The following is a 15849-nucleotide window of genomic DNA, read 5'->3' as shown; positions in this document are numbered from 1 at the left end:
GATCTAGGACCCATGTCCTTCTTGTAAACTGTCATCTCAGTATTGAAGGGATGAATTAGCATGTATTGTCTCTACCTCATGTTGTGAATTACACCCTCATCAAATTCACAAAATGATAATTTCTTGATCTATAAAGCATCAAGCTCGGCCTTCAATTCTTCCTCACTTCGGCGACCATCCGCACATTCGATCAACATAGCCTCTATATGAGCCAGTTCAGAAGTCACCTCTTTTTCATCTTGAATCACTTGTGGATAGAATCGATGTATTTTTACAAGCAAATTACCTTCAGGATCCGTGATTGAAATGTTGAAACAATTGGATCCCGTTTGCTCCTCAATATATACCCAGCAATCACGAGTTAACGGGCGAAATCGTTCAATTGCCTTAACTTCGTAAGGCACGCATAATTGGGAAAAATTACCTGACAGAATAGCCGACTGTAAGGCGCCATCTAATAAGCTGGGATGATAATCGAATAGATCCATCGAATCCGCTAGCTTTAATCGCGCTAGTGCCATGCCACTGCCTATCTTAATCTTATTGATGACCTTGAAACTACTGCCTAAGTTCAGTCCCTTTCTTAGAGTCTCTCTATACTGTTGGTCAACATTCAATTCCTTCGAACACAAGGCCTCTATGGCTGCGATATCAACTCGTCCAGCCACTGATTGTTGAATTTCATCAATCTTGGCCTTAACATGAACAACCTCATTTCCGTCTGTCTCTTTGGTAAAGACCGAAATAGAAAACGATGTGCTGTTAGTTTTAATGCGAACATAAACATTCACGTTATCCTCATCCACAAATAAGGGTCGCAACCAATTGGTGTCACGTATTACAAAATTACGATCAGGTAATGCATTCTCTAGCGCTACCCCCATCATGCCAATCGAGACAACACCAGGAAGAATAGAAACGCCATTAAGTCGATGATCTTTCAAAAAGAAGTCATCCTTATTAAATGTGCTCTCATATTGATGTGATGATAATGTTGATGTATTTTTGTGAATTAGTGGATTAATAGCACTGATCACTGCATTATTGGCGTGCTTTTTAACATCTTCCTTAATCCAGTAAGACTCTTTTTCGAATGGGTACCCAGGAAGTCCTACTCGCTTATACCTTCTAAGAAGAATATCAATTCCCGCGCCATCTACCCAAAGCTGGGCAAGTTTCGAAACCTTATTTCTTCCAACTAAGATCTTAGTAAATTCTTCACCTTCCGGTCCTTCTAATAGACGCAAAATCGTCTGATTCGGTTCAAGTTGCTTGTTGTAGAAAATAGACGAACCGTACTTACCATCACCAATGAGGTAGCTCTTAAGTTTTTCTCGTAAATCATCTAAACTGTTCACGATAATGGCTAGTCGATATGCGTAACCTGCATCTCTAACTCGGGTCGTATAAGCAATATCAGCAAGGCCCAGTTTTTGGTTTTCTGCTACAAATCTGTCTAGATTATTTGCACTGCGATACAGAGCAGCGGTTGATTTGGCAGAAAGCACAACAAGTTGGTCTCCTATTTCCTGAGCGACTTCTGATGACAACCCTCTGTATTCTTCTATCACGAGATGGGCATTCACCCCACCGAATCCAAATGAACTAATACCAGCTCTTTTCGGGATTGTTTGCCCGTGCTTATTAATGCCTGTCTTCCATGCAGTATTTTTGTCCACAATATAGAATTTGGTATTATCTAGCTCGATATACGAACTCTTCTTGTTTTGGTGAATACTAGCTGGAATCACTCCTTTATTCATCGCATAGAGAATCTTAATTAGCCCAGTAATTCCAGCTGCTGTCTCTAGGTGTCCTGTATTAGTTTTTACCGAACCAATACCACAAGCAAGCGGCTGATCCACTTCGGATTTTGTCACACTCTCTAGTGTTGCAAATGCTTTTTTAATCCCATTGATTTCAATAGGATCACCAATTCGCGTGCCCGTTCCATGCGCTTCGATATAGGTAATCGTGTTTGGATCTATTTCTGCGTTCGAATACGCTTTAGTCAGTAGATCTGCTTGGGCTTGCGCATTCGGTGCTGTTAAGGAGTTTGCATGACCCCCATGATTAATAGCACTCCCTTTGATAACACCATAAATGGTATCATTGTCTGCTTCCGCTTTACTGATCGGTTTCAATATCAGGGCCGCAGAACCTTCGCCTCTCACATAACCATCGGCATTTTCATCGAACGTTTTACATTTCCCATCTTCTGAAAGCATTCCCGCCTTATTAAAGGAAATGTAATAATCCGGTGAAATTAGCGCATTAACTCCTCCAACGATTGCACAATCACATTCTCCTTTTTTTATATACTCAATTGCTCTTATAATAGCAACCAATGAGGATGAACATGCCGTATCAACGGGCTCGCTGGGTCCGCGTAAATTGAGAAGATAAGAGATTCTGTTTGCCGTAATGCTATGACAGCTTCCCGTTGAAGTGTAGGCATCAATCGGAAGATTCGCCGCCTTGATTTTTTGGCTATATTCTGAAGTAGAAACACCTACAAACAAGCCAGTTCGAGTATTAGAATATTCCTTAGGTGAATGTCCTGAATGCTCAATTGCATTCCAGACAGTTTCCAAGAACTTCCTTTGCTGAGGATCCATTAATACAGCCTCTCTAGGCGATATATTGAAGAATTCCGCATCAAACATGTCAATATCGGGCATAAATGCGCCCCACTTTATATTGGTCTTCCCGATCTCCTTGTTAGGATCTCCATAGTAGTCTTTCCACTTCCATCTTTGTTCTGGTATTTCAGATACCAAATTATTCCCTTCAACTAAGTGATTCCAAAACTCATCCAAGCTTGCTGAGTTGGGTAATACACCACTCATACCAACAATGGCAATGTCCTCTTCCACCTTTCCCGATACTGGCAGACTTTTTTGTGTCGGTGGCGTCATTTCGATAGGTTTATTTTCTCCTTCTTGATGATCCGGCACAAATTTTGGTGGCTGTTTGTTTATTATGAATGACTCTGGAAATTGATTGGTTAATTCAGTGGTAATTCCCTTAATTGAGGTCACTTGAAGTTCAAAAAATAGTGCGGGGGTAATATTGATAGAAAATGCTGTATTAATCCTGTTGGCTAAACTCGTGAATGAGATCGAGTCAAAACCATAGTTATTTAAATCATCATCGACATCTAATCTTGCCCTTGGTACCGCTGCGATATCTATTACGATATCCTCAATGACTTTTGAGACCCTAGATGTTTCGTTTTTGTCGATTAATACGAGCGGCGCTGATTTCGTTTTCGCTAAAGCAGTCGTTGCCATAATATGTGTCTGAATAGCGGCCTTATCACCATTGAGTACCATGGTCTCTGCTTCTGCGTAATACAGGGACTGCTCAAATACATTTAGACCATCTTTATTTGATATCGCTCTCATCTTCATGGAGGATTCCAGGTATTTCTCCACTTCTGCATCAACTTTTAATCCTCCATTTTTCCAAAGAGGCCAGTTAATCGAAATCGTTCTATGGTTTTGAATGCCTTGTTGATAGAGTTTTTCACGACTACGAGAGAATTCATTTAGAAAGCTGTTGGCATAACAGTAATCCGATTGTCCCTGATTACCCAATTCTGATGCCATGGATGAAAACAAAACAATAAAATCAACATCGAGGTTTATACAATACTTTTCTAGATAGATAGTACCATTCATCTTAGGCTGAATGACCCGTCTGAAATCGCGACGTTCCTTTTTGTGTGCGTACCCATCATCGATTATTCCCGCGCAATGGAGAATTCCGTCTAATTTAGTCAATCCATCAAAAAGCGATTTCACCTCCGTCGGCTGGCTAAGATCACATTTTCTGTATCGTATACTACAACCTCGCTCTTCTAATTGGTGATAGACCTTATCGTCCTCAGCAATTCCTTCAGCAAGATCCGTCAAAACAAGCTGTACCTGATATGTTTCAAATAAATACTGGGCGAAAATTTTTGCTAGGCCACCAAACGCTCCAGTGATGAGATACACTCCATTCCGTTTGATCGCCAATGAATTAGCCTTTACCTTATCGATTGGCACTAAATTCCGTACATGTCGCTTGGTTCCTTCATAGTGGAGGTGTAGCAGTTTATGGCTTTCAACCCTATTTACCTCTGACGAGATAATGTTAAATAACTTATTAAAGGACAACTTCTGTTGAAAAGAAATACTGCAATAGTTAATTTTTGTCGTCTCTTTTTGCAATGAATTAATCAATCCCTTAATAGAACTTTGCACAGGCAACGACGACTTATCTTCTGAAAATGAATAGAACAGCGAAGTTTCTATTGTATTAGATACCAGTTTTTTGTATAGCTCTAGGAAATCGAGCACTTCATGTTCCACTAAGTCATCCATGTATTCATACAACGACTTGAGTGCAATACCATCCCACCAAATCATACTAATCGGATCACTAAGAGATGTTAAAAACTGGTTCAGTTCTGGCGAGCCAACCCCATTGAAGTAATAAACATTATTATTTTCACTTATCCCGTTTTCAAGTACGATAAACCGAGTATTAGAATAACTGGAACCATGCTTTTCTGCCCTCTCTTTGGAAGTAAAAACGATGGATAATGGCTTTACCGAGAAATCCATAGAAACAGGCTCATGTGTATATACTGGTTTACACAATAATTGATGGTCATCAATCCTTTCGGAAGTATTTTGGCGATACAAGCGAGAAGTACATTCAACAATGGATAATACGGTATGCCCTTGCATATCAACTATTTCAACACTGAATTTCCTTGACATGGAATCAGCCGATATTGTTTTCGTTATCGCGTAACATTCGCTGGGAATTTTGTTGTAAATCTTTACCGATTTAAGTGCAAAAGGCACAAAGAGTCCTGATTCCAAATCCACATTAAGCCCTACAATGGCAGTCTGTAAAGCGCCATCAAGCAGTGTTGGATGTAAGTGATAATTTGCAGTATCAGCTAAACCATTTAAGGACAACTTCCCAATTGCTTTCTTGCCGTTTGTCGATATTTCCCTAATTACTTTAAAAGAGCTGCCTAGGTTTAATTGTTGACTTTGAAGTGATGCATAACACTCATCATGGGATATTCTTTGGTTTAGACCAACAAATTCATTGGCAATATTGATTTCAGGCAACTCTTCGTTTTCAAGACTCTTTCCAATTTGCCCTTGACCATGTATTAACCCAGAGTTCTCATAAGACGAAATTGTATAGTTAAGCCGTCCCTGTTCCTCCGAGTAGTTAACTCTTATCTTCTCCTCACCTTGAGAACATTTGATTGGCTGTACCCATACAATATTATTCAGTTCAACTTTCTTTTTTAATGTTGTAAGCGCGTATGTTTGAAATGCCATTTCGATGAATGCTACGCCAGGTAAGATATGTTCCTTCCCAAGAACATGATCCATTAAATAGAACTCATCATGTCGCAATTCTACTATGCTCTTTGGACATTCTCGTGTACCACATAGTTCAGTTATTAAACTTTTAGCGACACCATTGCTAGCTAACGCTGGTTTCTGTAAAGCCACACCTTGAGGTATCCAGTATTGCTCCCTGGCGAAAGGGTATGTAGGAAGCGAAACTCGCTTACCTTTTAACTCTGTTTGGCCATTACTCCAATCGATTTTATTCCCGATAACCCATGCTTGTAATTTCTCATTAAGTGATATATTAGTCAGATTACTTACAATATTGTCACTAGGTTTGGTTTTTGATACGAATATATCGCCAATAACCTTGTCTGCCATATAATCAGCCAGCTTTTGACCAAGCTCATCCAGTGAACTGAATTTACAGGCAAACCTATAATCCATATGCTCTCTGCCGCAGATCAACGTATACACTAGATTACTTATTTCTTGGCTATTCTCCGCTCCTTTGGTGCTTAATTGGTTACTATCTTCAACAATATACCTGGCAATTGCACCAACATTCTGGTATTTCCTAAACACTTGCATGGACAGGTCAAGTGAGAAAATGCGGTTAATCTTGTCTAACAGCGTCTGAAGAGCAAAGTAGGAGAAACCCTGATCCACGAACGGCTCATCCATGTCTAGCTCTTCTCTTGGTAGCAACATGATCTGAGACGCCTCTTCCAACACCAGATTAATGGTTTTTAAAAGGGATAAGCTTGTGTGATTTGACGATGTTTGTTGATTCAATGACCTACTCTGCAGAAACTGCAGCCAGTCGCCTACATATACTTTAAGCTGCTCATTTGTTTTTGCAGACAGAATAAATGGGTATTCTGCCTCAAAGGTTAACTTATTGTTATCGTTGATTCGCGGTTGTTGATATTCTTCAAGTATTACATGCGCATTGGCCCCACCAGCTCCAAAAGAACTTACCGATGCTCTTAAAGGGTTATCTGTTATCTGTTCACCCTCCAACCTAGACCAATCCTTTAAATCATGAGATACATAAAAAGGAGAATCCTCGAAATCAATATTTGGGTTGGTCTCCTGACTATGTAGAGAAGGTACTAGTTTTCTGTGCTTCATCTGCAGTAAGACTTTTGTCACACCTGCAATTCCGGCGGCAGCCTCCAGATGCCCAATATTCGATTTTACAGAGCCAATTGCACAATATTGTTTCGCCGACGTATAAGGTTCATATGCCTTTTTAAGTCCACTGATTTCAATCGGATCACCCAGTTTAGTACCCGTCCCATGTGCCTCAACATAAGTTATGGTTTCCGGGTTAACATTCGCCTGGCTCAACGCTGCTTTAATGAGTTCTGCTTGTGCATTAGGGTTAGGTACGTAATATCCGTTTGTTTTACCTCCATGATTAATGCTCGAGCCTTTGAGAGTGGCATAGATATGACAGCCTAATTTCTTAGCAATGCTTTCTTTGATAGCAACTACCGCTCCTATACCTTCCCCAGGTACATATCCCCCACCATCTTTTCCAAAACTCGTGCATTGTCCTTTGGCAGACAACATACTAGCCTGCGTAAGGAATACGAATTTGTTTGGATGTAAGGATAAATTAACACCACCAATAATGGCTGCACTACATTCACCTCTCCTTATACTTTCGGCCGCAAGGTGCATACTAGTAAGCGAAGAAGCACACATGGTGTCTATAGCCATACTAGGACCAGTTGCCCCTAAGTAATAGGAAACTCGATGTGCAACAGACCCATAGAAGGAACCTAAGGATATCTGATTACCTTTATTGGTTTCATCGATTCCATGCAGTTGATATTCCCCATAGGTAACACCGACAAATACACCCAATTCGTTGTTTAAATCATTGGCAATGATCTCCTTTGTCAGACCTGCATCTTCAAGTGATTTCCATGACTCCTGCAGAAATAGGCGTTCCTGCGGATCAATATACATCGCCTCTTTTGGCGAAATACCAAAAAATAATGGGTCAAAGGTATCAACATGGTTGATAAAACCTCCCCGGTTATAATCTATCTGCTCATCTTTATTTTTAGCTTTAAACGATTGGAGTTCCCATCGCTTCTTTGGAATATCGCTGATGCAATCAACTCCCTGTTTAAGGTTGCACCAGAATTCATCCATATTCTCTGAGTTCGGATATATACCCGATAGACCAACAAGAACGACATTCTCTTGCTTTGGATCATGTTTAAGCAATGCCGGAACATCGCGACCTTTTTTCGACATTTTTGAAGGCTGATACTTGGTTGCATCACTGTCTAAGGATAACATGTCCTGTAACTCACTAAAACACGCCTCAGTGAGATATAAAGCCAATGAACTGATAGTTTGATATTCAAACAGCAATGTTTTAGACAGTTTCCTAAAATATTGAGATAATTTCTCATTGATGCTTTGGATTATAATCGAGTTAATTCCGTACTTATCGAGTGTCGTATTCGCGTTTATTTGAGCTTCGGGTATTTCTGATGCTTCTGAAAATAACTGAATAAGGTAGCTCTCAGTCCTTGATAGAACATCCCCTTCTAAGTTAGAAGGGGGCACCATATTGTTTACTGGTTTGCTGTTAGTGTTACTGAATTTCGCATCATTTAACCAATGCTCATTTCTTAGAAACGGATAGGTGGGGAGCGAAACTTTTTTGTAGGGCTCCGTAAATTTCTCGTGTTTCGCTATTTCCTTCCCTTCCACCCATTCTGTAGCTAACGCCACAAGATTATTTTCAGAGTCTATTCCAATAGAAAACGCCTCGCTATTAACAACTCTCTCATGAATTACTCGATTTTTCACGCAATTAAGCATGCGATCTACTAGAGTAGGAATATTATCAGCAAAAACCGCAAACCTATGAGGAAGCTCTGCCCTTCCGAAGAGTAAAGTATAAGCGAGGTTGATTACATCGAGGTTCCTATTCTTGTTTAGAAAACGAATATATTGGTCAAGAACGTTAAGTAGCTCTTCATCGGAATTCGCTGAGAAAAGAAATAGTCTTACTTTGCTTGATTCTAACCGTTTCTTTTTCTCTTTATATTGCTCCAAGATCACATGCGAAGACGTACCAGTTCCTCCAAAAGAATTGACTAAAATATTAAATGGCTTTTCCTTTCGTTGGCATTTAACAAGCATTTTATTGATTTCGAATGGCGTGTTTTTAATGTCAACAAGCGGACTTATTTCTCCACGGACGATAGTAGGTGCAATTTTATCGTGTTTTAATTGGAGTATGGCTTTGCTTATTTGGGCTAATGAAGAAGCGGATTCTGCATGACCAACATTAGGCTTAACTGTTCCAATATATATTTTCTTCCCATTAAATCTATGTTTAAAGACTTTCTTAATGGCTTGAAATTCCGATGCATCTGACAAAGGTGCGCCTGGCGCTGCCAATTCGATATAATCAATATCATCAGATGAAACACCGGCTCTATCCAGTGTTCGCTGTATATTAATCGATTGTTCGGTTGCATTTGGAGACCAAAATCTTGACGTTCTGCCGCCATGGCCAATTGAAGTTCCTTTAATAATTGCATGAATGTTATCTAATAGCTGTTCAGCTTGACCTCTGCCTCTAATGAGGAACGATCCCACTCCCTCGCCGAGAACCCAGCCGGATGCATAACTACTTAATGCATTGCTTTCATTCGAATTGGATAACAAATCTAGGTTTTTAAGTAGCTCATAATGGTACTCATGCGACACAATATTTACGCTTGCAACAATAGCAGAGTCGCAATCTCCCATTGTGATACTCGAACATGCCATATGCAAAGCTGTTAGCCCAGAACTACACGAAGTATCAATCGCAATACTGGGCCCCTTAAAATCGTAAAAATGTGAAATTCGATTAGCAAGGGAGGAATGAAAAGCAGATCCCTCCGCTTTCCCGCTTTCACTGAATGCTTCTAAACCAACATTCTTGTAGTCGCTCCACGTTGCACCAACAAATACCCCCACCCGTTCAGAAGAATCATTTAACGCTTGAGGTATATACCCTGCATCTTCAATGCATTCCCAGACAACTTCTAATAGAATCCTTTCCTGCGGATCCATGGTTTTGGCCTCTGCAGGGCTGATGTTAAAGAATAGACTGTCGAACCTTTTAACATTATTTATAAGAGCAGCATACCTCGTTGAGTCTTGGCTACTACCCCATCTTTCCTCCAGAGTGGTCACACACTGTTTCTTATTCAGAAGCGCATCCCAGAATTCATCTGGTGTGTCCGATTGAGGATATCGGCCACTCATTCCTATAATTGCAAACTCTGTCTTTTGGTTCTTTAACTTATTTGTAGAACATGTCTCACTTAACATCTTCATAGAACCACCAAAAAGGCAATGAATGAATTGATAGTTCTCATTCTTTGGTAATATCGAAGCTACTTTCTCAAACTTAACATCTCCTATTGGATACAGCTTAATTCCAGATTTGTTCTGATACTGGGCCAGCCCTTTCGAAAATCTTGCGGCTTTTATATGGTAATACTCAACCAACCGACTATCTAACAGCTTCTGTGGTATAACTACATAAACACTGAACGCAGAAGACTGGCTAAACTGTCTATAAAACGGATAATGTGCAGTCGCAGTGACATGCTGCTCCTTATTAACTTGGATTAACTCTTTTGATAGATAATTGTATTCATATATGCCTGAAGATATTTCATCAACCATATTGGTATTAATGCTGACCAGTAATCTTAATGGGCCAAAGTCAGAATAGTTCCCCTCACCCAGTAAACCGAGCAACTTTCGCAAAGATACTGGCCTAGCGTCCCAATCCGCACGCATAGCTTCAGTGTATAACTTTGTGTTTGCTAGTTTTCTGGTAAGTAGCTTGTGGTTTGATAGTATGTGTCTAGGTTTAAATATATGAGGATTTGTCGAATAAAACTCCTCTCTCTCAGATTTCGAGAAGAAGTTAACATTCGATTGAGTATAATTTAGTTGATCTAGTACCCTACAATATTTATCGTCGTTAGAAAATGATTCAGCCTCAGATAAATCCGTACTGACAGTAAATCCATCTATACAAACTTGAGATGCCTCGAGTCCGAAGTAATCTCTCATTAATTCTCTATTAAGCTCTTTAACTGAACATAGCCCTATTTCTAATTCAGCTGCTTTTTCGAACAAGGTTTCCAGTACATATCCAAATGAAAGCAATAGAAGTTGTGGCGTTCGCTTACCATAAAGAGGACTTAGAGATTTACTCTCACCAACAAAATAAATTGTGTACTCCCCTAGTGGCTGCATTTGTTGAGGTAGTCGATCGCTAACCTGAACCAATCTATGTTCAATCGGATTGTAATAATATCCACCGGGAGAAAATCGGTTTTTGCTCTCTGAGTGAATTTGCACAAAAACTTGAATTGGTTGAGTCCCACCAAACTCTGGATAATGATAGATATTTTTGTTTTCACCATAAGCCCTGAATAAGTCAAGAACATTCAACAAATTAGGTAATGATTCAGCATCTTCTTTTTGCGTTCGCTCAACAACTTGAGGTTCAATAACAACCATATCCAGCTCTGAAAAGGAGTTCACGATCCCCTGAATGCTAGAGTCATCGAGAACCGCTTCAAGTGAAACACTTAATGACTTGTCCTGAGCAATTCGTTCAATCACATTAATAACATTGATCGATGTTGCTCCTCTATCAAAAAAATCTTCTTCGATTGAGATATCATCTAGGTTTAACTCCTGCTTGAACACATCAACTAGGTATTCCTTTAACTGATCATCTTTATTATCTGTAGACACTGCTTGGCTTAAATCGCCAACAAAGACTTGCTTATCAAGATGTTCAACAATGCCAGCAATGTTAAACTGTTCGAGAAATAGGTCCGCTGTTAGACTTATTTGGGGGTATTCTTGATTGAATTTCTGAACAACATTTATAATATTGAGCGAAGTTGCCCCTAATTCAAAAATATCTTCCGACAGTGGTATATCCTCTACATTTAACTCTTCCTTTATAAGCGTCAGTAACGTGCTTTGTAAAAGGAAACTACTTTTTTCCTCAACTTTAGATTTAGTCAGTAATGGAAACGGTAGGGCCTTTCTATCTATCTTTCCATTTGACGTCAGTGGGAAAGTACTCACTTCACAGAACAGATTGGGTACCATATAAGCGGATAGGTCTTTTTTGGCAAAATCCCTTAATTCTCGACTACTAACCTGCTCCATATCTGATTTTATGTAATAAGATATGAGCTTTTGATCGCCAGGGGTTGCTTCTTTTACAACCACGATGACATCCTTTATAGCTGGATGCTTACGTAAACAATGTTCGATCTCTCCCAACTCTATACGGTATCCCCTGATCTTCACCTGAAAATCAGATCTACCCAAGAATTCTAGATTTCCATCGGGGTAGTATTTAGCTAAATCGCCAGTGCGGTAAAGTGTTTCACCCTCTGAGCCTTCGAACGGATTAGGTAAAAAACTTTTATTCGTAATTTCAGGTGCATTTAGGTAACCCATACTTAGACAGTCACCACCAATATATAAATCACCCTCAACGCCGATTGGCTGCGGCTGCATATTGCTATCTAGAACATAGTACTTTGCATTGTTAATTGGTTTACCATAAGGGATGCTTTTCCATTCAGGTAAGACCTCACCAACTCTATAAAAATTGGACCACACCGTCGCCTCTGTTGCACCGCCTAAACTAATTACATCTACATCTTTATATAAGTCTTTGATAGCATCTGGTAGACTAACAGGCAACCAGTCACCACTTAAAAAAACGGTTTTTAACGCCGTGTTATGTATATATTCCTTTTTCTGTAGATAAGGAACTATTAGATTAAGAGTTGCCGGAGTCGAATTCCAAAATGTGATTTCATGGTCAGTGATTATTTTGCTTAATGCTTCAGGGTTTCCAGTCTGTTCATCACTAACAATGAACAATTTTCCGCCCATGCCCAGAATTCCATAGATATCAAAAACTGAAAGGTCAAAGCCTAGTGCACTTACAAAAATCCCATAGTCATCATTGGAAAAACTAAATTCACTTGCTGCCCACTCAATTAGATTAATGACAGGTCGGTGTTGAACCACAACCCCCTTTGGTTTCCCAGTACTGCCCGAGGTAAATATAACGTATGAAATATCTTCTGAGGTAATTTTAATTTTTGGTTTTATCGTCGGATCACGTGTAATGATCTCCTCTTTGGATTGGTCCAAAGATATAGTATTTAAGCCAAGTCCATCCATTTTTTGAATATGTTTGTCTTGGGTAACAACATGCTTTAGTGAAGCCGTTTCAACAATTGAAACCACCCTATTTCTTGGGTAAAATGTTTCAATTGGTATATACGCCGCACCAAGCTTGTGGATTGCAAACAATGTAATGATCATTTGGTGTGAGCGATCTAAGCACACACCAACAAATTGCCTTGGTTTAATTCCTATATATTCCAAATGACAGGCAAGGCGATTTGCCATTGACTCTATCTCACCAAAAGTCATTTCCGAGTCTTTACTGACTGTTGCTACTTTTTCCGGATACAACGCGGCTTGTTCCTCGAAAAACTGATGCATCAGCTTACTGCTGTCATAAGGCGTTTTTGTGTCATTCCATTCGTAAAGCAACTTGTTTTTTTCTCCAGAGATTGTCTCAATCAAGGAGCTGGGTGATACTGAGTCAGACGACTCTGATCGGGTGCCTGCCTGATTTATATGATCAATCTCCTGATTTCTAACTACTTCGGAGCTGAAAGGTTTCACAACAAACCGTTCCAATATTTTTTTGTAATTTGTTAGTATTTTCTTTATCGAAATACCATCAAATCGCTCCTTAATGAAATCGAACCCAATCTCCAGATCATCACCCCGATAATAAGTGACATTATCTAGAAATACATCAGGTGTTTGAGTGCTTGCATATCCAAGTTTTTCGCATTTATTACCTTGCTTTTGCGCAGAAATGAGGTTGGTAAAAACAAGAGGAAACGAAGGATCTTTCGTATTTTCCATCCCCATTTTGCTTAGCACATCCAATCCAGAATAAGGATAGTTGCTTTCATCTTGATTGAGTTGAAGTTGGTACTGCTTCGCTTTCTCTAAGAAGGATAAATCCTTATTACATGATGTGATCCAGCTAAGAAAAGTATACTCTCCGGACTCCCTTTGTGTTTGAGCATTTCCACTTATCCAATTTACATAAATGACCGTCGTAGGTGTATTGTCATTTTCTCTTAAAATAGCTTCCATAAATGCGGTAAATAGGACAACACCAATATCTAACCCATTATACCAAGCTACCGATTCTAATAATCTGTAATGGTTATATATAATGCTTTGACGGACTTTCGTAGCTTGAGTTGATTCTTTAATAAGGTTAAATGCACCTCTTGGGATCCGTTTGAATTTTGTTTCCCAGTAATTTTCTGCGGACTTTGATGCATTATGATTAGATTCATTTAACGCATGCGCATGTTGTAAAAATTTACGATTGACACATAATGCCTCGCTTGGGTTATAATACAGAGTTATAAAGTCATTAATAATATGATAGGCACTATTTAGATCAACCAACATCATATCCACTGTGATATGAATTAAGTAATCTACTTTATTTATCTTGGTTACCGATAGATGAATGTATGGTTGAGCCTTCTTATCAAACCTTCTTTCTGATTCAGACTTTCTAATGGACACCAACTTGTCTTTTTGATCAACGTCTGAATACATTGACAAATCTTCTAGTGTCAGATCGTCGTAATAAGCATCGGTTAATTGCTGTATTCCTTCATTACTATCATTATCCCAATTGAGAACTGGATGAATAACAAGTAATTTTCGAAATCCTTCTACAAGCTTACTTTTATCCAAGTTCTTAATGTGGACTTCTTGGTAGACCAAGGGATATAGCTTGTCGGGGTTTCTGATCCTATGATATAGATATGCTTTTTGAAGGCTATTATAAGAATAATGTTCCAGCATATCTGCCGTCGACTCAAGACTGAATTTATTAATCGTTTGTCCAAAAATATCATTAATTGTTAATCTTACGGTCTCCGGTTCTTTTGCAACAACAGCTAAAACTCTGTTATAAATTTTAAACAGATTCTCAATTTCATTCGGTTGAAATACATCCAACAACACATCCCAAGTAAAGATCAATGTACCATTTTTCTCTTCTATTTGATGGTCGAAATAAATCTGGGGTGTTTGACTCACGCCAAAACTCTGGTGATCCATCATGCTTGCTTCTGGGTTGTTTGAAATGGATTCGCCAATTAGGCTTGTAAATACAATCGGTATGGAGAATTTTCGCGGCACTGCTTTGTTTGCTTTTATAAGTTTTAGTATTTCGATGCCACTGATTTGACTATGATCTAGGTTATCCCATACTTTTTGTTGATATAATACAGATAGGTGATCAATATTTCCGTTTTCGGCACGTTTACCCAACGTCTCTATAATGTTTGTCGATATAAATGGACCAATAATCTTGTCAATCTCAATCACGGTTGATTTTCGATTATATAAAGTCATTAAAATAGCAAAATCGTCTCCTCCATTCACTAACCGGATAGTTTCCGTGAAAAGAGTATATATAAAGACGGTAGGTGACACTTTAATTTCATTACTTAATTTCTTTAAGGCGTCCCACTGAGTTGATCCCAATCCCCCTTTAATTCGTGTTCGCCTACAGCCCTTACTCTGCGTATTTATAGATAGAAATGGCGAACGAGGAATATCGCTTAATGACGTCAACCAATACTTCTCAGCCTCTTTTTTCTCACATTCTTCTATGCAGCTGTCTTTTAAAAATTGTCGATAACGGTAGTTTAATGTTGGCTGCTTTACTGTTGGGTTTTCATATAATGCATACCATTCCTGAAAAAGTATTCTTAAACTTTTCCCATCAACTATCCATCCATCAATACTAAAATGGATAAGACTGTTAACCTCGGACAAATGCGTGACTTTAACTGTCATTAATGGCCATTCACTTATAGAATAAACTTTATGACTCAAGTTATTTCGGATATGGGCAATATGTCGATGAATATTTTCAATTGAGTCGTTTTTCTTGTCGAATACTTCTATATTTGGGATAGAAAATTCGGACTTCAACTCTTGATTGTTACTATTAATGAGCGTTCTGAGCATCTCATGTCGTTCAACAACTTTTGTTAGCGCATTTTTTAGCCGCTCAGTATCAAGGTTTTGAAAGTGAAATTCATAATACATATGACAACCAACAGGATCGGTCCCTAATCCAAGTTTTTTGCCAATGAGATAGGCTTCTTGCATTTCACCAAGTGGGAATGATGTAGAGGTAGATGAGTCTGTTAGTTTCCCTGTATTAGCCAGCTTCTTTTGCATTCTTCGTAGTAGCTGTTTTTTCTGTTGCAATGTGTATGTGCTTATGTCCATATTATTTCTCTACACTTTTCCAGTCTACATTTTAAGA

At 39.0% G+C, this 15849-nt stretch carries 1 protein-coding gene; it reads right to left on the bottom strand.

Annotated features, from left to right (window positions below; translation table 11 throughout):
* Positions 1-128 precede the first annotated feature (128 nt).
* A complete protein-coding gene (locus tag C9I99_RS00210) occupies positions 129-15761 on the bottom strand; it encodes a non-ribosomal peptide synthetase (protein ID WP_166645331.1) in 15633 nt (5210 codons plus the stop codon).
* Positions 15762-15849: the final 88 nt, after the last annotated feature.

The sequence above is a fragment of the Photobacterium lutimaris genome (assembly GCF_003025555.1).
Lineage (GTDB): Bacteria > Pseudomonadota > Gammaproteobacteria > Enterobacterales > Vibrionaceae > Photobacterium > Photobacterium lutimaris.
The sequence above is the reverse complement of the archived record's forward strand: the minus strand, read 5'-3'. Positions and strand labels throughout refer to the sequence as shown.

Bases quoted from the DNA above. Each gene is read 5' to 3' on its own strand.
- C9I99_RS00210 (WP_166645331.1), bottom strand. From the start codon at position 15,761: ATGCAAAAGAAGCTGGCTAATACAGGGAAACTAACAGACTCATCTACC.